Raw genomic sequence first — 25,633 nt, 5'->3', positions numbered from 1 at the left:
AGGCAATGTATTTAGCTAGTCCGTGCTCTATTAAGCTAATACGTTAATTAAAGACCTTTTAATTAACGCCATCATACTGGTTCTTTATCTACGCTTTGGTTTTTAATATGGTGAGCAATTCTGATACAAACATTACTATTTATGGGTAAAATCGTTATGTATTAATGATATTGTCCAATTATCCTGTCTATTTTCACTTCAACCACCCCCTCATTAGTATTGATTCTACATGTTATCAAAGCCAGTATTTATTTGAACATCTTTGATGTTAGCTCTCGGTTATGTTGTGACATTAATGACAATTAGTTGTTATTAGATATGTGATATACGTATCATAAACTTAATGATAATGGTTTGCATTAACATAACTGTTATGTATAATCCACGCCAATTTACATAGCTTTACATAACATTATAGTTACTCACATTGACTAAATCAGGATGAGAAAATGAAAAAAACGTTAATTGCTGCAACATTACTCGGTCTTTTTGCTAGCAATCAAGCTATCGCGGCTGACGAAACGACTGAATTACGCCAAATTATTGAGCAGCAGCAAAAAGTGCTTAAAGATCTTGAAAAGCGCCTTGAGCAAACTGAAAAGCGTGTAGAAACCACTGCTGATGCAGTAGAAGCAACCGCAACAAGTCAGTCGGCAACCACTATTGGTGGTTATGGTGAATTACACTATAACAATATTAGTAATAACCAAACCGGTGAAGATAAGAAAGAATTCGACTTCCATCGTTTTGTATTGTTTGTTGGCCATGAATTTAATAGCACAACACGTTTTTTCTCTGAGCTAGAAGTAGAGCATTCAATTGCTGGCGAAAGCAAAAAAGGTGAAGTTGAGTTAGAGCAAGCGTATATCGAGCATGACTTTAATGAGATGTTCACGGGTAAAGCGGGTCTATTCTTAATGCCTGTTGGTATTATTAATGAAACTCACGAACCAACTGTCTTTTACGGTGTTGAGCGTAACCCGGTAGAAAAAGACATTATTCCTGCAACATGGTGGGAAGGTGGTTTAAACCTTAATATTAAAGCGGCTCCTGGTTTAGCCTTTGACACTGCAGTGACTTCTGGTTTGTATTTAGATCAAAGCTCTGGATACAAAATCCGTAATGGTCGTCAAAAAGTATCTGAAGCCAAGGGTGAAGATTTAGCTTATACCGGCCGTGTAAAATATACTGCGGTTCCTGGTTTAGAGCTAGCTGCAACGGTTCAATATCAGTCTGATTTAACTCAAGGTACTGCTGGCGTTGATTCTGCCTCAGCAACACTGCTTACTGCACATGCGATTTACAGCATTGAAAACTTTACTGTAAAAGCGTTATACGCTCAGTGGAACATTGATGGTAAAGAAGCAGAAGCTTTAGGTCGTGATAAGCAAAATGGTTTCTATATTGAGCCTGCTTACCGTATTAATGAACAGTTTGGTGTGTTTGCCCGTTACAACGAATGGGATAATAATGCCGGTGATAGTGCCGACACCAAGAAAAAACAAACTAGCGTAGGTGTGAACTATTGGTTACATGAAAACGTCGTGTTTAAAGCGGATTACGAAAACATTGGCGGCGCAGCTGATTCAGACGGTTTCAACCTAGGTGTTGGTTACCAGTTCTAATCGTTGAGTATTCTGAGATAAGATAAACCGATATAACAGATTGTCGGTAAATGGGTGCCAACAGTGTATATTGTTGGCACCCGTATTTTTATGATTGCTGGAAGGCCAATATGCAGACAATATTACGATCATATTTGATGGTGTTTATGCTGGGATTAGCCGTTTGTTGTTCCGCCTTTAATGCTGTCGCTGCCTCACAATATCAGTCAAATGAGGCGTTTATTAGCCAAGCGTTTAATGGCAATAGTGGCGAGTCTAAAGTGTTGTGGCTTGACGATGACCTCAAAAAAACGGTTGAGGCCATTTTAGCTCATCGTTTCAATAAAATGCGTGTGCGTTATTGGTTACACAATAATGAAACCGTATGGATAATGGATGAGATAGGTAAAGAGTCGCCTATTACAGTGGCTATTCATGTAAAAGACCATAAAATTGTACGGACTAAAGTGTTAGTTTATCGTGAAAGTCGCGGTGATGAAGTGCGTCATGATTTTTTTACTGACCAATTTAAATCGGCTAAGTTAGACGAACAATACCAGCTCGATAAACATATTGACGGGATCACAGGGGCGACATTATCGGTCAGGGCGCTAACTAAATTATCGCGCATAGCATTATTACTTCATGCTCATGTGGTGCAATAAGCCATGTTTCAATTCTAGCAGATCATCTCAAGCAGGTTAGTGTGACAAAGACATCTCAACGTAACCGTTTTAGACTTAAGTTTTTACGTGCTCTACGTCCTTGGCATCGACGCTTAGGGTTAGCGAGTGCGCTATTTATCTTATTGTTAGTGTTTACTGGCGTGGCGATAAATCACAGTGATGATTTTGGTTTAGACCAAACACCTGTCACCCAGTCGTGGTTGCTTGATTATTATGGTATTCCGGCTCCTACACATGTTGCGATGTTTTCTGTATTAGATACCCCAAATTTACCGGCATTGCATGTTACCGATAATTTATTGTGGCGGGGTAAACGTGTCATTTTTGAAGGTACACAAACTTTAATTAGTGCCAGTTATGTTACTAACATGCTGGTGGCTATAGATGCTCAACAATTATATTTGTTCGATACCGCAGGGCACTTACAAGAAACTCAAAATAGTAGCACCGGTTTACCGACCGACTTATTAGCACTGGCAGTGGTGGATAATCGCGTGTGGCTAAACACTGATGCTGGAGTTTATCGAGCCGATGAGCAATTAATCGATTGGCAACTCATGGCGCCGATTAAACCATTGAGTTGGCTTATCCCTAATCTGCAAGTTGATGTTGAGTTTATTCAACGTGCCCGCAGTGCACATTTAAATTGGGAGCGGGTAATGCAAGATCTGCATAGCGGTCGCTTATTTGGGGCGTTAACCGTGTGGTTATGGGATTTGTTCGCGCTAGCATTGTTGTTGGTATCATTAAGCGGTTTTTGGATTTGGTATAAACAAAAACCGCCTCGATAATGATTCTATTGGGATTAATTTTTAGGGATTAACGTTCAAACAATTCAACGGTATTAGTGAGCTTACCTGCTAGTGAGCTTAGCTCTATGCCAGCGTCACTAATTTGATAATTACCAGCAGAAACGGTTTCGCCTAACAGTCTAAAGTCTTGCACTTTAAGCTTTACGGTATGGGCTTGTTGTTGCGAAGCTTGTGCCAGCATAGCTGACTCTTGGCTTACTGCCGCAAGAGACAAAATAAGTTGGCGGCTTTGTTCCAGTGTTAACACTAATTGCTTTGCCAATGACACTGACTGTTGAGCTTTTTGCTGATTAGACGCCATATTATCGACTGCAGATTGAATTGAATCGACAATATTGGCTAGCATTGAATTAATCTCCACTGTTGATTGATGGGTGCGCACCGCTAATGTGCGAACTTCATCTGCTACAACCGCAAAACCTCTACCTGTTTCGCCTGCTCTAGCCGCTTCAATTGCGGCATTCAATGACAGTAAATTCGTTTGAGAGGCAATTTCCGCGATGGTTTTTACGACGGTAGCGACTTGTTTACCTGAGTTTTGCAGTGTGAGTAACATGCTGGCTGTCGTTTCAATATCTTGAGCTAATACGCTAATACTGTTGGCCGTCTGTTCAACTTCTTTTTGTCCATCAGCCATGCTTTTCGCACCTTGCTGGGCTGAGTCGGAGGCACTTTGAGAGTGTTGTACACTTTGCTCCATTTGTTGTTCAAGCTGCGACATTACATCAACTAAACTGACTATCGTACTTTGAAGTTCGTCAACAGAGGCGGATGATTTTCCTGTGGTATTACTTAGTTGAGCAACGGTTTGACTAATACTCGCAATGACGTCGTGCACATCATTCATGCCTAGGCGGAATACATTAATTAAGCCATTTACACTGGTAGCAACATTACTAATTTCAACGATACACTCATCAGACAGTTTGGCTTTTAAATTACGATTTTGAGCAATACGGATAAGGTCATTTGACAGTTGTTGTATTGGGGTGGCAATTTGTTTTTGTGCAGCTAGGTATGCCCCAATTGCCACCACTAACATGAGTCCAACTAATACAAAAATTAACATGGTATTGTGACCAAGTTCATTTTGAATATTAATAGCATTGTGGCTAGCTTGGGCAGATATTTCTTCTGCGAGTATATCGAGACGATCTTTAAGATCGTTGGCACTGTTATTTAATGTTGTTAAATGATTACGTGCATTGTCCCAGTTTACCGATGACTTACTCATGGTGTTTTCAAGTGCAGATAACGCGGCATCAAGAGCATTAATTTGTGGCATTAATTGAGTTGATGTCACGGTATTTAACCGCTGGTATTGCTCGTTAAGACTTTTTTCAAGTTTGAGCTTTGTCTGGCTAAACTCGCTAACGTCTATGGTTGTGCCATATAAAGAGTAACCTATTAACACTAGTTCTTTGGCAAGACTTTGTACCCGCGTAATACTGTTAAGTGCGGGTAATGTGCCATCAACAAAGCCGACGACTTCTTGTTTTACTGTTTGGTTGCTGTTATTGAGTAAAATAGCTGCCACTATGGTCATTAACAAAATAGCTGCATAGCCCAGTAGAATACGAGCTTTGATAGTGTTAAAAGCGTTAAACATAGCTAATACCTTAATTGGGTCATTTTTGATCTTCGTATTGATCTCAGTATGGATAAGACCGGATATAAGAAGTGATCTGTTCATTTATTTACTAATATTAAACATATCGGCATATGAGTAAAATTCTTGATTAGAAAGGACTAAATTATCATAGGTTTGGCTCTAATAGCGCTAAAAAAGCGAGCATCTCGGGATGCTCGCAGTGGTGTACTTACTGCCTGTTAAGTCGTTTTAATTTCATCGCCAGAAGCAAATTGAATGGTGTTGCCAAATACAAAGCGATTTGTCACTAATGCGAAGGTAACACAGGCTGCTAAGGTTACTGGCATTAAGTGAATGTAGTGCCAACTTGAATAGAATGGAGAGAATTCAAACGTTAATGAGGCATATAACATTACCCCAAAGATCACCGCACCAATACCTGCTCTAGCATCAATGTTTTTAAACACTAAGCCTACAATAAATATCGATAAAATTGGCATGCTGAGTAAACCATTTAACTGCTGTAATAAGTTAATGATACTTTCTGCTTGTTGGTAAATAGGCACTAATACTAAGGTTAATATGCTGAGCAATAATGTTACCCAGCCACTTAAGCGCACTACGTTAGGATCTTTTTTGATGTAGGCCTCATGTATATCACACACATACAATGCGGTTGCTGAGTTTAATAGACTGTTATAGGTCGATAATACTGCAGCAGCCATTGCTGCAGCAAATACACCCGTTAACCACGTTGGCATAAGATCGCCCACAATACGCCCATAAGCGGCATCACCAATATCACCGTAGAGTTTGTATGACACAATCCCTGGAATAACTACTATTGCTGGTACAATTAAGATACGGATACCTGCTGCAGCAAAAACGCCTTTTTGAGCTTCTTTAAGAGTGGGTGCAGCCATAGCACGTTGGGTTATCGTTTGGTTAGTTCCCCAGTAGAACATTTGGATAAAAATCATCCCCGTTAACAGCGTAGGCCAAGGCAGAGGTGAGTCACTGGCGCCAATAAGGGTAAGCCTATCTGCTGGAATATCTGAAAAATCATAGTTAATAGCATTTAGGGCTAGAAATACCACAAAAATAGCCATGCCCAGTAATAATACTCCCGAGTAAGTATCAGATACCGCTACTGCGCGTAAGCCACCAAAGAAGGCATAAACTGCCCCTAACGACGCAAATGCGACGGCAATATACATCAGGGGAATATCGACGTTAAACATGGTTTGCATGAAGAGTGAACCAGAATAAATGACCGCAGGCATGTAGATAAACGCATTACCTAAAAAGAAAATAGAACCAATTACTGCGCGTATATGTTTGTTATTGTATCTTTTTTCGAGTAACTCAGTTGTGGTTGTGCAGTTGTATTTGTAGTAAACGGGTAAAAATAGTTTAGCCAGAATAATCAGCCCGATAAAAGCAGAAAACTCCCACCATGCCAATAACGCCATCTGATTACCGTTCATACCTACCAGTTGATCGGTACTTAAATTTGTTAACGTGATAGAGCCTGCCACAAAAATCCAACTCAAACCGCCCCCAGCCAGAAAATATTCTTTATTTTGTGTGCTTTGATGACGATTAGCTCCACGACACTTCATATACGTTAATAATCCAATCATTGCCGTTACCAAGGCAAAAACGGATATTTGAATAATATTTTCAGACATTATTGTTTCCTTTCCCAATTTTTGTATTGGGTATTGTTATGCCGCAGCTGAATTTTTACTGACTTCTAGTTTGATACTTTTTATTGGATTGAGTGCCGATATTTTATTATGTTTTTTGATCAACACATTGAGTTGAAATAATGACAATAGCATTGCTTGTAATGGTGCTAAGTAGCCTTGTTGATGCAGTTCGAATAACGTTTCTTGGCTCAGTGTTTGTAGCTTATCTTCATCGATGGTGTATAAACCCGATAAGCTGGGGCTCGTGCCATCTTGATGTTGGATTACAATATTAATGGGTCGCAGTAAACCCAGTTTACTGATGTGTTGGTTAAATTGTTGGGTGTGGATATCATTGTTTATATCAGCTTCAAGCAAGGCTTTTACTTTCGATAAATGCAGTGATGCTTTGCTGTTTGCTTCAAATATAGCTTGTCCTGCTGTCGTTGAAAAAACGGGATGATCTTGGTCAATACCAATAGTGTAGCTTTGTGGGTTATCTGGTGATGTCATTAAAAAAAAGGGGAAGGTTTGCATGTTTGTTGGGGTATATGACGCGGTCCATATACCTTGCTCTACAAACAAGTTACTACCTTGATCAAAGCTGGTAAATGCTGTTAATACCCATTGGCCATTATTGCTGTCACGCACAAATACAATTGGCATACTACACGCCGTTTGGCTGACTTCCGATACATGTACACTCATGATGTTTTGTTGATGAGCAAATTGAATTGCGCTGTCATTTGCTAGTCGTAAATGTTGATGCTGTTGAGGCGTTAATTCTGTTAATTTTTTCATATTATTATTATTCTATTGTTGAGAGTGAGTTAACCACTGTTCAATAAAGTCTCGGTGAGGCGGCAGGGTATTGAGCATCTGCTGCGTGAGCTGAACATTGCGGTTGAGTATCTGAGAAGCTTGGGCATGCTGCTGATATAAATGCGCATGCTGAGAATAGTCAGGACTAAATTCCATACCATAAAGGACATATTGATAACTGGCTGCAGGAAATAACTCGTTCGGACCATTAAAGTCTTTGCTGGTGGGACCTCTATAGGCCCATATACTTAGGTCATCTTGTAAGCTTTGTGGAATAGAGTCTGGATTACAGTGCGCTTGCCAATAAGGTTCAGGTCGCTTGGTTAACATATAGTGCAGTTTAAGAAAATCGACAATACGACCCCAGCGGTATGTCATTTGCTGGTTAAAGCGTTTGGCTGTTAATGCCATTATAGTGTCGTTAACGGGAAGGTTGTCGGCAATATAACGTGCTGATATTTCAACTAACATAATTGCAGTAGCTTCTAGAGGTTCAACAAACCCCGCAGCCATGCCAACTGCAACACAGTTATTTTGCCAATAACGTTCGCGATGACCGCTTTGATAACTGATTTTTTTGACACTTAAGCCTTCTGCTTGTGGTCCTATATAGCGACGTAAGTTAGCTTCAGCTTGTTCATCGGTCATAAACCGGCTGGAGTAAACGTGACCAACACCACGACGATGAGTTAAGCCGATATCCCAAATCCAACCTGAGTCTTGAGCTGTAGCGATAGTGTGCGAGGCAATAGGACTGTGGGGGTTACTGTATGGTACTTGCATCGCTATGGCGCGATCATTAAAGAGTACGTGATCTAACTTCACAAACGGTACATTGAGGGTTTTTCCCAATAACAGCGAAGCAAAACCGCTACAGTCGACAAATAAATCACCGTCGATTGAGTTTTGGTTGGTAATAGAAATATGGCTGATATTACCTTGATTATCGACATGGGCTTGTTCGACCGTGCCAATCACATGCTCGACTGCCAGCTTGGATTTGCAATGTTGCTTTAATAAGTCGGCAAAGGCTCCAGCATCAAGATGGTAGGCATAATTGCAAGTACCTTGGTATTCACCCTCAGCCATGCTGCGAGGCGCAAGGCCTGACTCACAAATGGCGTGTTGAAAGTTAGTTTGCTGAGCATAATCTTTGATGTTGTCAATATACGGGGCTAAGTCAAGACGACCATACCCTAATGGGACAGTAAATGGATGATAATAAAAATCGCCGTTACCGTGTACCCAGTTAACAAATTTTCCGCCTTGTTTAAACGTAGCATTGCAGGCTTTAAAGACTTCGCTTTCGCTCAAACCAATTTGCTGTAAGGTATTTTTCATGGTTGGCCAAGTACCTTCACCTACGCCAACGGTGGGAATGTCAGACGATTCCACTAAGATAATCTTTAAATCATGGCTGGTGTGGCTTTTGTGATGCGATGCAATGATGGCTGCCGTTAACCAACCCGCGGTACCTCCGCCCACAATGATAATTTTTTTGATTGCTTTTGCCATTGGGTTAACATCCTGTTTGCAATTAACTCAGTTTAATATCGGTAGAGACTAAACATTATCACAAGGTCGTTTTACACGTTATATACAAAAAAGACAGGCGCTAGGCGCCTGTCTTTTTTACAGCTTATAACTTAAAACTTACCTCTAACGCCTAAAGAGTAGCGAGAGCCGTTGTCTTCAACCGAATAAATCTGGTTAGCAAAGCGGCCTGTTTGAACTAGCTCTTCTTCAGTGATGTTAATACCTTCAACAAAAACGGAGACATTTTCAGTAAGATCATAGCTGGCGCTAATATCCCATTGACCAAATGTTTCTGTTTTGATTGGCTCACCGTTAAACCCGTTATCTAGCTGACGTAAGAAACCTTCACGATTGTTAAATGCTACACGAGCTTGGAAGTTATCTTGCTCATAAAACATGATTAAGTTTTGTGAGTTACCTAAACCTTCCAGTGCAAAACTTTGAGTACTATTGGCATCCACTTTTACATTGCTATCAACCACGGTAGCGTTAGCTGTAACTCCAAAACCGTTATCAAATATATGTGTTAAAGCCACTTCATAACCCGTAATACGTGCCGATTCACCATTACGTGGGCGCGTTACAGTATAGTCTTCAGATTGGCCATTTAGCTCTTCTGTTGTACCGGCGATAGCGTCAGAACATAGGTCTGAGTTAGTTGTACTACAGTTAAAATCTGGGCCAGTACGATCGGTCATCTGGTAAGTTTCATTACCTGTTAACGTCACAATAAAGTCATCAACTTCCTTGCTGAAAAATGCAAAGCTGAAGATACTCGCATCGTCGTAATACCACTCGTATGACACATCCCAGTTACTTGAGCGGAATGGCTCAAGTGATGGATTACCACCGCTTGCGGTTAAGTTTTGACGACGTGGCTCATTGAAATTAGTCGCAGGTGAAAGCTGTGACATAGTCGGGCGAGTTAATGAGTCGTATACTGCAAAACGTAACACCATATCATCTTGAAGATCTAACTTAACGTTTAAGCTTGGTAATAAGTTTGAGTAGGTTGTACCTTGAGTAATATTTGTTGCTGGACCATAAATATTTTGGAATAACGTTGCATCACTCGTTGGCACTACATCAGAGATATAACTTTGTACCGCACTCACTTCAACATCGGTTGTTGAATAACGAGCACCGACATCGACAGTTAATGGCATATCACCTACGTCATACATGAAGGTAAAGTTCATGTACAAACTGCTAACATCTTCGTTAATGGTATAGCGGTTATTTTGCAGTGTTGGCGTTATTGGATAACCTTCAGCAGCCAAATAATCAACCATGGCATCACCGTCGTAGGTGTAAAAGGTATTAATTAGGCCTGGGAAATAGTTATTGGCGGTATAAGGTCTGAAATTAATAGCATCAATGGGTGCTTCAGTACCGTAACCACAGAACTGACATTGGCTACCAAAAATTTGGTAACTAGACTTTTCACGTTCTTGACGATAAACCCCGAATTTTGCTTTGGTGAAGACTAATGAGTCGGGTGAATACTCGAAATCAGCCTTAAACTCAGTAATTTCATCTTCATCGGTAAATTGATTACCTTTTTCGTTATAGTGTAAACGAGCCAGATTGGCATCAGGTAAGTTACCATTTTCAAAACCACCGTGGAGTACTGTAGGTATTCCGCCTGTGCCGTCAAAGGTATAGCTGTTGGTCATGCCCACAACATTGAAGCGGTCACGGCCAGCGCGATCGTTTTCTGCATTTGAGTTTGATACATCAAAGGTTGCTTTTAGTTGTTCGGTTAGGTCCCATTTAACGTTTAGTCCTACGCCGCTGTTGGTCACATCACGTGAGTTACGAGTATGAGACACAAAGTCTGTTGCTGGGTCGCCACTGCCTTGATGTAACCCTACATCTTGGCTGAACGTTAATAAAGTGCCAGTAGCTGGGTCAATCGTAGCATTACCCACACGGTCTGGCTCAAACCAAGAAGCTAAGTCTGTAACTTGAGAGTCCACTTCGAATTTAGAGATAAAGCCATCAAGTGTAATGCTGACATCTTCAGAGGGTGCATACTGAAATACTAAGCTGCCGTTAGTCCTAGTACGGTCTTGTTGATCAACGATTTGGTCCCAGTTACGTGGGATATAAGCATTGGTAAACAAAACACCGTCACGAGAGTTCGAAATGGTTTGACCACCACGCCAGCCAGCGGTATTGATTTGGTTGATTTGAACTTGGCGCTCTTGGTGACTTACCGCCAGTAATACACCCATAGTTTCATCATTAAAGGTGTTACTGATCAAACCAGAAATAGAAGGTGAAACTTCTTCTGAAAGACTTTCATACATGCCTTTCACAGAGCCTACAAGTTGGAAGCCTGAATAATCAAAAGGTCGAGCCGTAGTGACATCGACCGTACCACCAATACCGCCTTCTTGCATGCTGGCATTAGTCGTTTTGTAAACATTAGCACCGGTAATTTGGTCGGCAGCTAAAACATCGAAGTTAAATTCGCGACCTGCACTGTCGGTTGCTAATTGGCGGCCGTTAACCAGTACAGTGTTAAATTGTGGACCAAAACCACGAACGGTTACAGCTTGGCCTTCACCGCCACTTCGGTCAATCGATACACCGGTAATACGTTGTAGTGATTCGGCAACATTTAAGTCAGGAAACTTACCTAAATCTTCGGCTGAAATGCCATCTGACACCACAGCAGCCGATTTTTTATCGGCCATCGAGTTTTTTAAACTGCTGCGTATCCCCTTTACAGCAATAACTTCTATTTTTTGTTCATTAGCTTGAGTATCTGCTTCTGCTGCAGAGACGCCGTGCACACTACCTAATGCCCCAGCAATGGCAAGTGCTATCGTTGTCCTTTTTCCAAAAGTAGCGATTCCTTTTGTCGACATTTTTCTTTCCCCAGTTGATGTTATTGTTTTTTTATAAACTTTCTTTTTAATTAAAGCTTATTTATCTTATAAATATAGCAATTAAGGTTAAATATCAACCTTTTCTTAACAATAAAGCCGCGATTTAATGATAACTTTTTATACTAACAACTGACTTTATAGTGATAAGTCGTTAATTAATTATCGTTTTTTACTTATTATTTTTTATTGTTAACTTATGTTTCTTATGATTATTTTTTTATTTTATTTATTAAGCTTATTATTTTGCGTCTTAGTCTATTTAGATTATTGGTTTAGTATTCGTTAAACCTTGGTATGGTTGATTAAAACCAAAAATTAACCAATGCTTAACACACCATATTTTTCTAAATGGATATTTATTGTTTTGCTGCTTTCATATCCCATGACATACCTGTGGCATAACGATGAGGGAATCCTTTCCATGCAGGGGTTGGATTTCCTTGTGAGTCCTGCTCATTTGATTGAGCGTTTAATTGTAAGTATGCACATTTATCTTGTTGATTTTTAACATGACAATCCATCATGGCTAACGCAAAGTGCTTATTGATGGTATTGAGTTGAGTATTGCTCCATGCCGGTTCAAAGTAATGGCCGAGGTCTATTTCATTTTGATAAGCAATTTGTGGGGCTGGATGCGGTGCTATATTGTGGCGAGCATTGTGAAAGGTGAGCATGTAAGTCTTGTCGCCACCGGTTTGCTGATATAGTGACTTAATGCCTTTATAACCTGATATATCATCAAGATCACCCGCTACATAGAGCGTTGGTGTCGTTATTTTGGCCAATGCTACAGGGTCAAATAGTTGATAGTTCTCCCCCCAAGGAGCCATGGCAATCATCGCTTTCCATTTAGGATCTACTTTTGCTGGAGCAACTTGACCACCTGCACAGGTATTAAGTAAAGTAATGGCACCATTAATGACATTAAGGTCTTTACTACCGGTAAAGGTAGCAGCAGTTTGTGGGGTAAACTGATAGCAGCCGCCAACAGTGTTAACTGCGCCATATCCTCCCATAGAGTAACCAATTAAACCTGCGCGCTTTGTATCGATAATACTGCTTACAAAATTATCAGCATCCGTAAAATAATCGAGGGTAAATTGTTGATCACGTGAACGGTTTAGTAAGGTACTAAAAAACCCACTAAACGGAGCATTCACCATATCAACATCGGCATTGGTTGAGTCGGTATGATCAATAGCTGCCACCACATATCCATGTGATGCTAGGTGTTCGGCTAAATAAAACATAATAGTACGGTAACCGGTATAACCGTGCGACAACACAATTAATGGAAAAGGTTGGCCTGTTAAATTAACCACTTCGGCGTTACGAGTAGCATTACCTTGTAATATAAACGGCAGCCCTAAACGAGTTTCGTTACGGTATACGGCTTTGGGTTTTATATTGGGTGTTTTGTTGGTTGGATACCACACTTCAACCGTCAACTTCCTGTCTGTTAATGTTTGCGTGCTAGGATTAAATTGCTTTTTATTGATCAGGTTAACTGTTTTGACACCCACTTGATAAATGCCTGTTTGCGCCAGTTCAGGTAACGCTTCTTTTGGTAATGTGTTGGGGTAAAGCTGTTCGGCAACTAATGATTTTTTGAGTGTGCCATTATTGATGCTATCTGCGGCAATCGCTCCAGTAGTACCTAAACATAGCAACGCAATAGAAATAAGTGATTTAGTAAACATTAGTGCTGTCCTTTTCAGTAATGCATGTTCTTCAACATGAGCTGTCTTATCGGGTCATTTTAAGGTGCGATGAGGGCGAAACTTCAGCCCATCGTTTTTAGTGTTCGGCGACCTCAATGTTATTGGCTAAGCGTTTTTACGGTTAATCCTTTGCCTGCGGTGCAAACATAAATATCGGCCTGCAGTTTAAATTGTGCAAAGTAGTGTTGTTCAACGGCGTGTTGAATTGCGGCGACATCTTCATTACGGCATAAGCACACAATGGCTCCGCCAAATCCACCGCCTGTCATGCGAACTGCGCCGCGATCGCCCAGTGCTTGTTGGCAAATTTGCACTAAACCGTCGGTGGCTGGCACCGTGACTTCAAAGTCATGTTTTAATGATTGATGCGATGCGGTCATTAAAATTCTTAGTTGCTCTATGTCGTTATTGACTAATGCTTCTGTTGCCGCAATAACCCGAGTATTTTCGGTTATCACATGATGAGCGCGAGCAAATTCGTTCGCACTCATTTGTGGCTTAGTTTGTATTAGTAAATCTAAATTGGCATCACGTAGGGTGGTTAGCCCCATCTTTTTGGCTGCTTGTTCGCAATCGATACGGCGTTGGTTATATTCGCTGTCGACCAGTTTTCTTGGATAGTTTGAATTCACAATGACGATGGATAAATCTGTCGGAATAGTGACCGATTTGGTATGTAAGTTTTGGCAATCAATTAATAGCGCTTGGTTTTGTTGGCCTTTAGCTGAAATTAACTGGTCCATAATGCCGCACTGGCAATCCATAAAGTCGTTCTCGGCTTCTTGGCCAAATAATGCGATTTGCTCTGCGGTTAAATTAAGGCCGCAAACATGATTAAACATACCTGCAATTGCCACTTCAAGAGCGGCCGATGATGATAAACCACTGCCTTGTGGCACATTGCTTTCGATTAATAGATCCACACCCTGCAGCTGGTGGCCTGCGCGATTAAGTACAAATGCGACTGCGCGAATATAGTTGCCCCATTGTGAAGCCCCGGCACTAATAGATTGATTAACCACAAAGCTTTCTTGCTCATTGGGATACATGGTTGATAACACATTGACAGTATTGTCATCGCGTAAACGATAAAAAACTTGTGTGCGAAAAGTGAGTGCGCACGGTAATACAAAACCTTGATTATAATCGGTGAATTCACCTATCAAGTTAACTCGACCAGGTGCGCTGACAACCCCTTGCGGTGTTGATGAAAACTGCTGCTGAAAAAATGCCTGTAGCGCGTCGTTATTCATTATGGTTTCCTTGAGAGTAATGTATGTCGCTGGCATTTTTTAAAATTTTTGCAGCTGTTTCAGGGCTTAAATCACGTTGACTTTCAGCGAGCATTTCGTAGCCGACCATGTGTTTTTTAACGGTAGCAGAGCGTAATAGTGGTGGGTAAAAATGCGCATGTAAGCGCCAATAACTATTATCGGTTAAGTTGCTTGGGGCGCTGTGCCAACCCATTGAATATGGGAAGCTACAATTAAATACGTTGTCATAACGGGTCGTCAGTACTTTAATGGCTTCAGCTAGCGTAGTAGATTGGGTATCGGTGAGTTGGCCGAACTGGCGGATATCATCTTTACATACTAATAAGGTTTCAAATGGCCATGCGGCCCAAAAAGGGACAATAACTAGCCAATGCTCATTTTCATAGACAACTCTCTCGCCATCTGCAGATTCATGCTTAACATAATCACCGAGTAAATTGCCGCCATGGTTTTGTTGATAAGTACGCTGGTTATCTTGTTCTAACTGTATTTCGGTCGACAGATGATTATGCGCCCACACTTGCCCGTGCGGATGCGGTTGTGAACAACCCATCACTTCGCCTTTATTTTCAAAAATATGCACGCAAGCATATTGCGCTGATAATTCGATATAGTTTTGCTTCCAGGTATCGACCACCGCGCGAATCTCTGCCACGGATAATTCTGGTAAGGTTTTATTATGCTTAGGTGAGAAACAAATTACTCTACACTCACCGGTGGCCTGTTCTATTTCAAATAATGGATTATCATTATTAAGAACTGCTGACGGGTCCGTCGCTTGAGTTGTTAATGCACCAAAGTCGTTAGTAAATACAAAGGTATTATCATAAGCAGGGTTGCAAGTGTCGTTTGCTCGGTGATTACCCGGGCACAAAGGGCATGTCGATTTGTATTCTGGTAGATTCGAAGGGGCGTTTTGTTCTGTCGCGCCTAACCAAGGACGATTATTTCGATGAGGCGACACTAGTACCCACTTGCCTGTTAATGGGTTTTTTCGTCTGTGGGTAAATTCAAACTGACTCATGACAATCCTTTTACTCTATATCTATCTTGTTCAGTAACCAGAACATGCATGATTTCATCTGTACTGATGTGATGATAAATTATGCATGTTAATTTATATGATAAATACTACTATTAAGTTTTTTATTTAACAAGATGTAATCAATTTCGACAAGATCTTTCTAATTTTTCTTGTCAATTAACGACGAGTCACTCTATGATATGGTTAATATATAGTATTTATCATATTTATTTTTGTTAGTGGGATGCGCAAATGGAAGCCGATATAGAAATTGTTGATGTTGTCGTGATTGGTGGCGGCATAAACGGTGTTGGAATAGCGGCCGATGCAGTGGGACGCGGCTTGCGTGTTTTATTATGTGAACAGAATGACTTAGCATCTGCAACATCATCTAATAGCAGTAAGCTTATTCACGGCGGTTTGCGCTATTTAGAACATTATGAGTTTCGTTTGGTAAAAGAATCGTTAGCCGAACGAGAAGTGTTGCTAAAAAAAGCCCCGCATTTAATTACCCCTTTAACATTTAGGCTTCCGCACCAAGCTCACTTGCGCCCAGCTTGGATGATCCGCCTTGGGTTGTTTCTGTATGACAACCTGGCATCTCGTGTCACGCTTAATGCATCTAAAAAAATTAAGTTCACCGAAGATAGTCCTCTAAAGTCAGACATTACTCGAGGCTTTGAATACTCAGATGCCTGGGTTGACGACTCTCGCTTAGTCGTATTAAACGCCCTTGCCGCTAAAGAATTAGGTGCGCAAATTTGTACACAGACTCGTTGCGTCAGTGCCGAACGCGATAATGGTATTTGGAAGCTCACCTTGCAACATCAAGGGGATAAGTCATTGCGTCAGGTGCATGCTAAAACGATTGTTAATGCATCTGGCCCTTGGGTATCTAGCTTATTCTCTAATGTGTTAAAACAGCCTTCACCGCAAAAAATTCGCTTAGTAAAAGGCAGTCATATTGTGGTGCCTAAAATCCATCAACAGCCGCATGCTTATATTTTACAAAATGAAGACCAGCGGATTGTGTTTGTTATCCCATTTGAAGATGACTTTTCATTAATTGGTACCACTGATGTTGATTTTAGCGGCGATCCTAAAGATGTGCACATTGATCAACAAGAAATCAACTATCTGGTTAACATTACCAATCATTACTTTAAAACCACCATCAGCGAACACGATATTGTGCACACGTTTTCAGGGGTTAGGCCGCTTATGGATGATGAGTCTGAATCAGCGCAGTCTGTCACTCGTGATTACACCTTTATTGTTGATGCACCTAAAGACAAAGCCGCTTTATTGTCGGTATTTGGCGGCAAAATTACTACTTACCGTAAATTGGCCGAAGCTGCTGTAAATCGCTTAAAGTTATTTCATCCGCACATGACTAAACCTTGGACAGCATCGCAGGTTTTACCGGGTGGTGATTTTACTGATTTAGTGACGCTTAATCGTATTTATCAGCAACAATACCCTTGGTTAACATCAAAACACATTAGCCGGTTATTGCGAACCTACGGTACACGTACTCAATATATTTTAAATGATGCTGCCAGTATTGATGCATTGGGGATTGATTTTGGCCATGGTTTATCTCAAGCTGAAGTTGATTATGTGATGGCCAATGAGTGGGCATGCTGTAGTGCAGATATTTTATGGCGCCGAACTAAGTTAGGACTGCACTTTTCTGCCGAGCAGCAGCAACATTTAACTGATTACGTGATCAGTAAATTGATCCCATCAGTTATTAAAAATCTAGAGCCACAAGCAAGCACAGTATAATGAAATAGCGTAATACTAAATCAATCTCCGATAAATTAACGTTTGTCGGTTTTTTGTTGTCCCAAGCAGAGGCTATTAACTCAAGTCGTTATTGAAAAATAACAACAGTGAGCACAATGTTAAGCCTTATTATTAATGAGCATTAAGGCGACAAGGTGTGTCGACGATACCAGTAACTTTATGCAACTGATAAATAAAAACATTACCCGACAACGGATAATCGATGAGTTGTTGTTGAGTGAGCTGAACTCGTGATGTGGTTACGATTAACCAGTCTAAATCTGGGCCACCAATAGCGACGCTTGATGGCTGCACTGCAGGTAAGATTAACTTTTCGACTATTTTTCCGTTGGGGTGATAACGTACCACGCTGTGATCGCCCCACTGTGCATTCCACATATAGCCTTGCGCATCCACAGTCGAACCATCGGGAAATACTTGTGTCTTTGTGGTCGCAAACAGCGTTTTATCACTTAGTGTGTGGTGTTTTTCATCATAATGATATTGATTGATACAATGTCGCTCAGAGTCGGCGTGGTACATGATACTGCCATCCGGGCTCCAACATAAACCATTAGAGATAAGAATATCATCGAGTATTTTATGACACTGCTGATGGGAATCGATGCGATATAAATGACCATATTGGCCATCATAGTGCTGCGTTTCTACCATAGTGCCTGCCCAAAAGTTCCCGTTTCGATCGGTACGACCATCATTAAAGCGATTACCCAATACCGTAGCCTCTGGTTGACTAACCCAGTGCAGTGCTTGAGTACCTAAATGGTACAAGGCTACGCCTTGCTCAAATGCCACAATAATATCAAAGTTTGTTGAATCGGCTAAAAAACTAAAGCTGCCAATGCGGTGAGGCAAGGTAAAAGTGTCATATTCTTTGGATGATACACAGTAGCGATGCAGTTGCCCTCGCATGATATCTATCCAATATATAGCTTGGTGCTGCGGGTGCCACAAAGCATTTTCACCTAGCTCATTTTGAGATGGGATAATATGCAATAACTCGCCAATACAAGTATTGATGCCGTTAGTCATGAGTCGATTGTAGTGCATGCTGATACACCACATTAAATCCGGTTAGGGTTGCTTCAGTTACATCCCATAATGTAGTACGAACATCACAATGATGCAGTACTTCAATAAAACATTGGCTTAAATGAGGTGGGCCGATAATGGCGACCGAAGCTAATTCTGTTAGTTGCCATTCTTGTGCCCCCATAGCAGCACGTACATCACAACCAATTAATAGACCTGACAAGTAAGCATGAGCTTGTTTAGTGGAGTACCCCTCAAAAAGCTGTTTGCTGCGAACACTAAATAATCCGTGATAAAAATTATCGTGAGCGGATGACAAGATAAAGTCAGCTCCTTGGATAAATGCCGCAAAATCGAACTCTAAGTCTGATACTTTCTCTTGAATGAGTACGCTGTTAGATGACAGTAGGTCATACAATTCACCTGTTAGTGCTGTTTTGAATAAAACGATCTTACCTTCTTCAATAAGCACCCATTTTGTATGGGTTCCCGGTAAGCACACCAAATGTCGACCGATGAGATGCTGTGGTGCCATGGCAAGCCAACCTAAAAGATGAAATTCTTCTCCGCGCATAGAATCATGAAGTTGATTATAAAGCTGACAACTTAGACCTGGAAAAATAATGACTTGATGGCCTTGGCTGTCAAAGCGAGTGCCAGCGGTGATTACTTCTGTGGGCGAAATAGGACAGGTAAGGTATTGGGTTTCTTTCCAGCCAATGCTTGAACCGATTTGACCTATCATCAATATCGGTAATTTGCCAAAGCGAAGAGCCCAAGGTGCAATACTGTCCATTAACGTGGTTTCAAAATCGGTTTCAATTTTTTTCACCCCGAGGTTATTGGCTTGTTCTAATACGGTGAGTGGTTCGTTGGCCTTAGCGAGGCAAAGATAAGCACGTAAATGACTTGTGCCCCAATCTACAGCAATAAAATGTTGATATTCAGCAAGCAAGCTACGCTCTCCCACCGTCAATATTGATACACTGTCCGGTGATCAATTCGCTATTTTCAGAGGCTAAAAACAGCGCAAGTTTGGCTACATCTGCAGGAGTGATACGACGTTTTAATGCCATCGCTTCTGTCCATTTCAGCTCTTCTTGCTCTGTTAGCCAGCTAGCCAACTGTTTTTCGGTGGCAACCCAACCAGGCAAAATAGCGTTAACGCGAATTCCCGCCTCACCAAACTCTCGCGATAATGAACGTGTCATACCTATTAAGCCTGCTTTAGCTGTAACGTAGCCGGTCATTTGTTGTGAACCTAATAATGCAGTAATAGAACTGAAATTGATGATGCTACCCGAATGTTGTTGCTTCATTAGGGTGTAGGCGGCTTGAGAGGCAAAAAATGCTGGGTCTAAGTTGATTTGCATGCACTTGTGCCAGTCATGGGCTGAAATAGTTTCAACATCTTGGCGAGCATCATTAGCGACATTATTGATGAGTACGTCAAAGCGGCCAAAGTGATCACCCACATCTTTAATGGCTTGTTGTAACAAGGTTGAATCAGTGGCATCTATTGCACGAAACCAAATCGATGACAGTTGATATTCTGCTAACTTTTTCTTGAGTGCTTCAGCAGCTTGATGGTCTATGTCAATAAAAGCCACTTTAGCTTGTTGGCGAGCAAAGGCTTCGACCATGGACGCACCTATGCCACTGGCTCCGCCGGTAATAAAGATGACTTTATCTTTTAAGTCTTGGTATTGGGTTAACTGACTCACTTATAACGCTCCAAACCTATTATTTTGATTATGGTTAACTAGCGGTTCTTTGAGATTAACGTATTAATCCGATAAATGTTGTTAATAATGCTAGTCATTTCTAACATTAACAACGGTTAAAACAAAGTTATATCGGTATTGCATTTAAATATGATATAACAGATTTATGTACTGAATATTGGACAGTAAAAGCATGAACAGTTCTCCACGTCAAAATTTAACTCATCAATTAACGCATGACTTAGGCATTGCCATCGTAAAAGGGGTTTACCCTGTTGGTGAAGGTTTACCGTCTGAAGCTGATTTATGTATTGAATATGATGTCAGCCGCAGTTCAACTCGAGAAGCGGTAAAAATGCTGTCTGCAAAAGGCTTGATTTCATCACGCCCAAAGCAAGGTATTCGGGTATTACCAGAAAGTAATTGGAATATGTTTGATACTGATGTGTTGAAGTGGATTTTAAGCAGCAAGCCCTCATTAGCATTATTGAAAGAGTTTACTCAAGTTCGGGTCGCACTAGAACCACAAGCAGCAGCGCTTGCAGCGATGAATGCGTCTGAAGCGCAATTAGCTGCGATTGAAAAAGCTCTTGAACGTATGGTTGAGGCTGAACAAGGCTTGGATGATCCTTTAGAGGCTGATATTGCCTTCCACACCAGTATTTTGATTGCCAGTGGTAACCGATTTTTTGTACAGTTGACCGAATTTATTGGCACGGCATTGCGCGTGAGCATTCGCTACACTAACAAGATTAAAGGTGTGTCGGGTGCCGATGTGCAAAAACATGCCGAAATATTTAATGCGATTAAAGCCCGTGATCCTAAGCTAGCTCGCACGGCAGTATCGATGATTTTAGATGAAGCCCTTGAGTTGATTGAGTCAAAGTTATAATCAACAAAACACTTATAATCAGACCAATAAAAAAGAGCATCTATATAGGTGCTCTTTTGCTTATGGGGATTAACAAAACGCGGTGTATAAAATATTACTTCAGTTGATTTAATTCAAAAATCAATGATGTTTGTGGGAACGTAACCGGTAACTGCATACCAAAGGTCATTAATGCTTCGCCGCTAAATGTTTGGTTCTCAATCACAGTTAATATCGATTGTGAATAGAATGAAAACCCTGCTGGCCATACGAGTGAAATTTTATAGTCTTTATCAGCATCCAAGCCTGCAAAATGATATTTCGGTGGATTAGTGCGCTGGGTTTCTTTAACACTGTTATAGGCAAACAAGGCCTGAGTTTGTTCTACATTCACAATACCAAAGTTGATTGAGTCACCATCGGTATTTAAACGTACTAACTTGCCGCTGTGAATTAATTGACGATGCTGTTTGTGCAGCTTAATGATTTGTTGTAACTGCTGACGTTCATCATCGGTAAGTTCACGCGGATCCATTTCAATACCCATATGACCAAAGAAAGCCACAGCAGCACGCATCGCGATATTGATATTACGACCAGTAATATGGCAATCACGCGGTCCCACATGAGCACCCATGACTTCAGCAGGGAAGAAGAACGAGCAACCTCGCTGAATAGTGAGTCGATCTAAGGCGTCATTTGAATCAGATGTCCAAACTCGGTCGGTATAGCGCAGTACGCCATAATCAACTCGTGCTCCACCTGATGAGCAGCTTTCAATTTCAACATGTGAGTTTGCTTGCTTTAGGCGTTCAATTAACGCATAAGCTGCTAGTGTTTGTTTATGTACTGCCGGTTTGCCGACTAGATTGCCTGCGTGATTTAAATCGCGGTTCATGTCCCACTTGATATAAAGAATTTTTGGGTATTCAACCAAGATATCGTTAATCGCATTAAATAAATAATCTGTTACCGCAGGGTTGGTCATGTCGAGTACCAGCTGCTTTCTAAATTGCAGTTGTTCATTACCTTCAGTTTGCAGCGTCCATTCAGGATGGTTGCGATATAAGTCACTGTCAGGGTTAACCATTTCAGGCTCAAACCACAACCCAAACTCCATACCCACGTTATTAACATGATCAATGAGGGGTTGCAGACCGTCGGGATAAATCTCACGGTCTACCGTCCAGTCACCTAAACCGGCAAAGTCACCACGACGACCTTTAAACCAACCGTCATCCAGTACAAAGCGCTCTGCACCAATATCTGCGGCTTGGGTTGCTAATGCTTGTAAAACAGCAACATCATGATCAAAGTAAATACCTTCCCAGGTGTTGTAATGCACAGGGCGTGGCTTTTGGCGTACTTTATCGGTAATTAACGACTGGCGTACATATTGATGGAAGTGGTGGGATAAACCGCTAAAACCTTGGTTAGAATAGGCTGTGTATAGCGTTGGGCTTGTATATGATTCATTAGGCGCTAGGGCAAGTTCTCCTGGCATTAATAGCTCGCCTAGTTGGGCGTAGCTGCGACCTTCTGCCAGTAATTCGGCACGCATTTTGTGGTTGCCGCTCCAGCCTAAATGGAAGCCGTAACATTCGCCGCCTTGTTCGTGGGTCAGTTTGTTGTGCATTACCATGCCTGGGAAGTTGTCGTGTGAGGTTTTACCTTTACGGTTTTCACGCACAAAACTGCCTAAGAACATATCAAACGATTTACGTTGAAACTCATTTGACCAACGGCCTTCAAACGACATGATTTGGTCTATGTGTAATGGCATCGGAATCGTCGGCGCGGCACACCAATTTACATTGACACTCGTGTTACCAAGGTTGGTTAATTCGGTGGTGGCACTTAATACATCTGAGTGTGGATTAAGTGTTAAATGATGCTTAACGCTAAGATTGCGCAGACTGTCTACCGACTCGAATATGACTTCGTTGGCATTAGGCTGGATGACTGACGTGAGCTTACCGCCAATAGACCAGGCAATATTATTATCAAATACTTCAATGCCAGGTGCGCCGGTAAAACCTTCACCCATTAGTGGCGATAAGGATATTGGCGCTTCAACCACAACTGAACATTTTGCTTCTTGTCGAGTGTTAAGCTGCTTCATCATGTCGAAGGTGGTTTTGTGTGATAGTTTTTTGCCAAAATAGAGAATAGCAGGCGTTTTATTACTGCAATCGACAACTAAGCTTGTCTGTTGTCCGTTCAGTAAAACGAATTGTGGGTGATGCGACATGATTTGACGTTCCTTGATTGAGAGTCTCGTTTAGCCGTTTGTTGCACAATTAACGTGTTATGCAGTGGATTGAGCCACTCGCATTTGCAACAACATAGCGACGATGTATAACCAGCATATTTAAAATACTATATATCATATAAATAGTGGGTTAGTATATTGTCTATTATTAAAAATTCGTCAAACAATCCCGTAATATTGCTTGTATCTGCAAGTTATAGCCTTAACTATATCGCAATTCGAGCCTGAGGTTTTACGCACAATTTATTGGAGATTATCATGTTAGGAGTTTGCTATTACCCTGAGCATTGGCCTGAATCTATGTGGCAACAAGATGCACAAGAAATGCGTCAGCTTGGATTGCAGTATGTGCGTATTGGCGAGTTTGCTTGGTCTAGAATTGAAACCTGCGATGGTGAGTATTCTTTTGAGTGGTTAGATCGTGCGATTGAAACCTTAGCCAATGAAGGGCTACAAGTGATCATGTGCACCCCTACGGCAACACCGCCAAAGTGGTTAATTGACAAATATCCTGACATTTTACCTGTCGACATTAAAACCGGCACCACACGTGGATTTGGTTCACGTCGTCATTATGACTTTTCGAGCGAAAACTACTTTCGTGAAGCGATGCGTATTTCGACCGTTATCGCTGAACGTTATGGTAAGCATCCAAGTGTGTGTGGCTGGCAAACGGACAATGAAATTGCTTGTCACGATACCACCCATAGTGGTTCGTTAGTCGCTAAACTGGCATTTCAGCAATGGTGTAAAGACTATTATCAAAATGATGTAGAAAAGCTCAATACGGCATGGGGTAATGTGTTTTGGTCGATGGAATACCAAAACTTTGAACAAATAGAATTGCCTATTTTAGCCGTGACCGAAACCAACCCTGCGCATCAGCTAGCCTATCGCCGGTTTAGTTCTGATCAAGTGGTCAAGTTTCACGATGCAATGGTTGATATTATTCGCACTCATGCGCCTAACCGCTTTGTTACCCACAACTTTATTCCTTTGGTCGACACGCAAACCGATAATTTTGCTTTAGCTAAAAACCTCGATTTTGTTAGTTACGATAACTATCCATTAGGCCGTTCAGACATGTTCTTTAAGCACATGCCTGCAGAGCAATTTAAGCCGTATATGCGTACAGGTCATCCTGACTTTTCAAGTTATTCGTTTGACCAAAGTCGTGGTGTAAGTAACAAAAACTTTTGGGTGATGGAACAGCAACCAGGGCCAGTGAACTGGGCTCATCATAATCCGCGTCCTGAAAAAGGCATGGTAAGACTGTGGTCATGGCAAGCATTTGCCCATGGCGCTGACTGCGTGTGCTATTTCCGTTGGCGCCAAGTGCCGTTTGCTCAAGAGCAGATGCATGCAGGTATTAAGCGTAACGACAATTCAAAAGCTGCAGCATGGGCTGAAGTGGAACAAATGCGTGATGAATTGGCCAAAGTCGATTTTACCATTAGCGATCCTGTACAAGCTAAAGTTGCTATTGTTACTGGCGCAAATAGCCAGTGGGTGACCGAGATTGAACGCCAAGGCGACAGTTATAATCACCAACGAGTTGAGTTTGCCTATTATTCGGCATTACGCCAACTTGGTTTAGCGGTAGATTTTGTGTCGGTAGACCATGATTTAACGCCTTATGCATTAGTGGTCGCACCGTGTTTACCGATAGTGCCGCAAGCTTTTGTTGATAAGTGTCAGCAAGCTAAGGTGCATTTGGTCATTGGCCCTCGATCGGGTAGTAAAACGGATGAGTTGTCATTAGTGCCAACTTTAGCACCGGGCGTATTTCAAGCTTTGGTACCAGTGCGGGTGCTATCTACTGAAACCATTCGTCCAGATTGCAGTGAAGTATTGCATTTTAACGGGGCTAAATTTGAAAGTCAGTGCTGGCGAGAAGAGCTAGAACTTGCTGATGGTGTGAATGTTGTCGCGACTTATCATGACGGTAACCCAGCGGTTGCACGTCATCAAAATACCAGTTATGTGGCGACATTAACCTGTGATATTTTTTTACTCGAGTACTTTAAAACACTCGCAACAGAGTTAGATTTAACCATACTTACCTTACCTAAAGATGTACGAGTTGTGCAACGTGGTCAGTATACTTACCTATTCAACTATGCTGGTTATCCGCAAACGGTACCTAGTGAATTACAAGGCCAATATGTGTTGGGCAGTGCAAGTCTTGCTGCCTACGATGTTGCTATTGTTAAACTTGCATAGTGTGTTAGTTAGAATGTACTAGTCAGTACATGTTGCTAAGGTCA

At 41.4% G+C, this 25,633-nt stretch carries 18 protein-coding genes; 6 read left to right on the top strand and 12 right to left on the bottom strand.

Annotated features, from left to right (window positions below; all coding sequences use genetic code 11):
* Positions 1-449: 449 nt before the first annotated feature.
* The 3 genes from EGC82_RS00965 (at position 450) to EGC82_RS00955 (ending at position 3,081) form a co-directional block, all read left to right on the top strand.
* Positions 450-1,625: a porin gene (locus EGC82_RS00965; RefSeq protein ID WP_124729110.1), complete on the top strand. Its 1,176-nt coding sequence runs from the start codon at positions 450-452 to the stop codon at positions 1,623-1,625.
* Positions 1,626-1,735: 110 nt separating this feature from the next.
* Positions 1,736-2,269: an FMN-binding protein gene (locus tag EGC82_RS00960; protein WP_124729109.1), complete on the top strand. Its 534-nt coding sequence runs from the start codon at positions 1,736-1,738 to the stop codon at positions 2,267-2,269.
* A gap of 41 nt (positions 2,270-2,310) precedes the next feature.
* Positions 2,311-3,081, top strand: a complete 771-nt coding sequence (locus tag EGC82_RS00955; RefSeq protein WP_124729108.1) for a PepSY-associated TM helix domain-containing protein — start codon at positions 2,311-2,313, stop codon at positions 3,079-3,081.
* 28 nt (positions 3,082-3,109) lie between these two features.
* Here the strand turns inward: EGC82_RS00955 and EGC82_RS00950 are convergent, their stop codons facing one another.
* The 8 genes from EGC82_RS00950 to EGC82_RS00915 form a co-directional block, all read right to left on the bottom strand.
* Positions 3,110-4,711 (bottom strand): methyl-accepting chemotaxis protein, encoded by a 1,602-nt coding sequence (locus tag EGC82_RS00950; RefSeq protein ID WP_164839073.1) that lies wholly within the window; start codon positions 4,709-4,711, stop codon positions 3,110-3,112.
* Between the two features lie 221 nt (positions 4,712-4,932).
* Complete coding sequence (locus EGC82_RS00945) at positions 4,933-6,384, bottom strand: SLC5 family protein (RefSeq protein ID WP_124729106.1); 1,452 nt, start codon at positions 6,382-6,384, stop codon at positions 4,933-4,935.
* Positions 6,385-6,420: 36 nt separating this feature from the next.
* Positions 6,421-7,185 carry a SapC family protein gene (locus EGC82_RS00940; protein WP_124729105.1) on the bottom strand — a complete coding sequence of 255 codons (765 nt, stop codon included), beginning with the start codon at positions 7,183-7,185 and terminating at the stop codon, positions 6,421-6,423.
* Positions 7,186-7,197: 12 nt separating this feature from the next.
* Positions 7,198-8,721 (bottom strand): tryptophan halogenase family protein, encoded by a 1,524-nt coding sequence (locus EGC82_RS00935; RefSeq protein ID WP_124729104.1) that lies wholly within the window; start codon positions 8,719-8,721, stop codon positions 7,198-7,200.
* A gap of 131 nt (positions 8,722-8,852) precedes the next feature.
* Entirely contained in the window at positions 8,853-11,618 is a 2,766-nt protein-coding gene (locus tag EGC82_RS00930) for a TonB-dependent receptor (RefSeq protein WP_124729103.1), read from the bottom strand.
* A gap of 377 nt (positions 11,619-11,995) precedes the next feature.
* Positions 11,996-13,339 carry an alpha/beta hydrolase family protein gene (locus EGC82_RS00925; protein WP_124729102.1) on the bottom strand — a complete coding sequence of 448 codons (1,344 nt, stop codon included), beginning with the start codon at positions 13,337-13,339 and terminating at the stop codon, positions 11,996-11,998.
* A gap of 119 nt (positions 13,340-13,458) precedes the next feature.
* Positions 13,459-14,613: a galactokinase gene (gene galK, locus EGC82_RS00920; RefSeq protein WP_124729101.1), complete on the bottom strand. Its 1,155-nt coding sequence runs from the start codon at positions 14,611-14,613 to the stop codon at positions 13,459-13,461.
* Positions 14,606-15,658, bottom strand: a complete 1,053-nt coding sequence (locus EGC82_RS00915; protein ID WP_124729100.1) for a UDP-glucose--hexose-1-phosphate uridylyltransferase — start codon at positions 15,656-15,658, stop codon at positions 14,606-14,608. The genes galK and EGC82_RS00915 overlap by 8 nt, the downstream gene beginning before the upstream one ends.
* Before the next feature lie 252 nt (positions 15,659-15,910).
* Between EGC82_RS00915 and glpD the strand changes: the two genes are divergently transcribed.
* Positions 15,911-17,446, top strand: a complete 1,536-nt coding sequence (gene glpD / locus EGC82_RS00910; protein ID WP_124729099.1) for a glycerol-3-phosphate dehydrogenase — start codon at positions 15,911-15,913, stop codon at positions 17,444-17,446.
* Positions 17,447-17,578: 132 nt separating this feature from the next.
* On the opposite strand, the gene EGC82_RS00905 is transcribed toward glpD, so the two are convergent.
* From EGC82_RS00905 to EGC82_RS00895, 3 genes are read right to left on the bottom strand one after another with little or no spacing between them, the layout of a single operon-like run.
* On the bottom strand, positions 17,579-18,517 hold the full coding sequence (locus EGC82_RS00905) for an SMP-30/gluconolactonase/LRE family protein (protein ID WP_244212516.1): 939 nt from the start codon (positions 18,515-18,517) through the stop codon (positions 17,579-17,581).
* Positions 18,492-19,454, bottom strand: a complete 963-nt coding sequence (locus tag EGC82_RS00900) for a 2-dehydro-3-deoxygalactonokinase (RefSeq protein ID WP_124729098.1) — start codon at positions 19,452-19,454, stop codon at positions 18,492-18,494. The genes EGC82_RS00905 and EGC82_RS00900 overlap by 26 nt, the downstream gene beginning before the upstream one ends.
* Before the next feature lies 1 nt (position 19,455).
* On the bottom strand, positions 19,456-20,223 hold the full coding sequence (locus EGC82_RS00895; protein WP_244212515.1) for an SDR family NAD(P)-dependent oxidoreductase: 768 nt from the start codon (positions 20,221-20,223) through the stop codon (positions 19,456-19,458).
* A gap of 193 nt (positions 20,224-20,416) precedes the next feature.
* Between EGC82_RS00895 and EGC82_RS00890 the strand changes: the two genes are divergently transcribed.
* The gene (locus EGC82_RS00890) at positions 20,417-21,115 is read left to right on the top strand and encodes a FadR/GntR family transcriptional regulator (RefSeq protein WP_124729097.1); all 699 of its coding nucleotides are present in this window, start codon (positions 20,417-20,419) and stop codon (positions 21,113-21,115) included.
* 94 nt (positions 21,116-21,209) lie between these two features.
* Here the strand turns inward: EGC82_RS00890 and EGC82_RS00885 are convergent, their stop codons facing one another.
* Positions 21,210-23,345 carry an alpha-galactosidase gene (locus EGC82_RS00885; protein WP_124729096.1) on the bottom strand — a complete coding sequence of 712 codons (2,136 nt, stop codon included), beginning with the start codon at positions 23,343-23,345 and terminating at the stop codon, positions 21,210-21,212.
* A 279-nt stretch (positions 23,346-23,624) separates the two neighbouring features.
* Between EGC82_RS00885 and EGC82_RS00880 the strand changes: the two genes are divergently transcribed.
* On the top strand, positions 23,625-25,589 hold the full coding sequence (locus EGC82_RS00880; RefSeq protein WP_208646917.1) for a beta-galactosidase: 1,965 nt from the start codon (positions 23,625-23,627) through the stop codon (positions 25,587-25,589).
* Positions 25,590-25,633 lie beyond the last annotated feature (44 nt).

Origin of the sequence: Shewanella livingstonensis, from assembly GCF_003855395.1 — a bacterium.
In the GTDB taxonomy this organism is placed as follows: domain Bacteria; phylum Pseudomonadota; class Gammaproteobacteria; order Enterobacterales; family Shewanellaceae; genus Shewanella; species Shewanella livingstonensis.
This window is presented reverse-complemented; position numbering and strand designations above follow the sequence as displayed.

What these genes read in the sequence shown, in the direction of transcription:
- EGC82_RS00965 (WP_124729110.1), top strand. Translation starts at nt 450, where the DNA reads ATGAAAAAAACGTTAATTGCTGCAACATTACTCGGTCTTTTTGCTAGC.
- EGC82_RS00960 (WP_124729109.1), top strand. Translation starts at nt 1,736, where the DNA reads ATGCAGACAATATTACGATCATATTTGATGGTGTTTATGCTGGGATTA.
- EGC82_RS00950 (WP_164839073.1), bottom strand. Translation starts at nt 4,711, where the DNA reads ATGTTTAACGCTTTTAACACTATCAAAGCTCGTATTCTACTGGGCTAT.
- EGC82_RS00945 (WP_124729106.1), bottom strand. Translation starts at nt 6,384, where the DNA reads ATGTCTGAAAATATTATTCAAATATCCGTTTTTGCCTTGGTAACGGCA.
- EGC82_RS00940 (WP_124729105.1), bottom strand. Translation starts at nt 7,185, where the DNA reads ATGAAAAAATTAACAGAATTAACGCCTCAACAGCATCAACATTTACGA.
- EGC82_RS00935 (WP_124729104.1), bottom strand. Translation starts at nt 8,721, where the DNA reads ATGGCAAAAGCAATCAAAAAAATTATCATTGTGGGCGGAGGTACCGCG.
- EGC82_RS00930 (WP_124729103.1), bottom strand. Translation starts at nt 11,618, where the DNA reads ATGTCGACAAAAGGAATCGCTACTTTTGGAAAAAGGACAACGATAGCA.
- EGC82_RS00925 (WP_124729102.1), bottom strand. Translation starts at nt 13,339, where the DNA reads ATGTTTACTAAATCACTTATTTCTATTGCGTTGCTATGTTTAGGTACT.
- galK (WP_124729101.1), bottom strand. Translation starts at nt 14,613, where the DNA reads ATGAATAACGACGCGCTACAGGCATTTTTTCAGCAGCAGTTTTCATCA.
- EGC82_RS00915 (WP_124729100.1), bottom strand. Translation starts at nt 15,658, where the DNA reads ATGAGTCAGTTTGAATTTACCCACAGACGAAAAAACCCATTAACAGGC.
- glpD (WP_124729099.1), top strand. Translation starts at nt 15,911, where the DNA reads ATGGAAGCCGATATAGAAATTGTTGATGTTGTCGTGATTGGTGGCGGC.
- EGC82_RS00905 (WP_244212516.1), bottom strand. Translation starts at nt 18,517, where the DNA reads ATGCACTACAATCGACTCATGACTAACGGCATCAATACTTGTATTGGC.
- EGC82_RS00890 (WP_124729097.1), top strand. Translation starts at nt 20,417, where the DNA reads ATGAACAGTTCTCCACGTCAAAATTTAACTCATCAATTAACGCATGAC.
- EGC82_RS00885 (WP_124729096.1), bottom strand. Translation starts at nt 23,345, where the DNA reads ATGTCGCATCACCCACAATTCGTTTTACTGAACGGACAACAGACAAGC.
- EGC82_RS00880 (WP_208646917.1), top strand. Translation starts at nt 23,625, where the DNA reads ATGTTAGGAGTTTGCTATTACCCTGAGCATTGGCCTGAATCTATGTGG.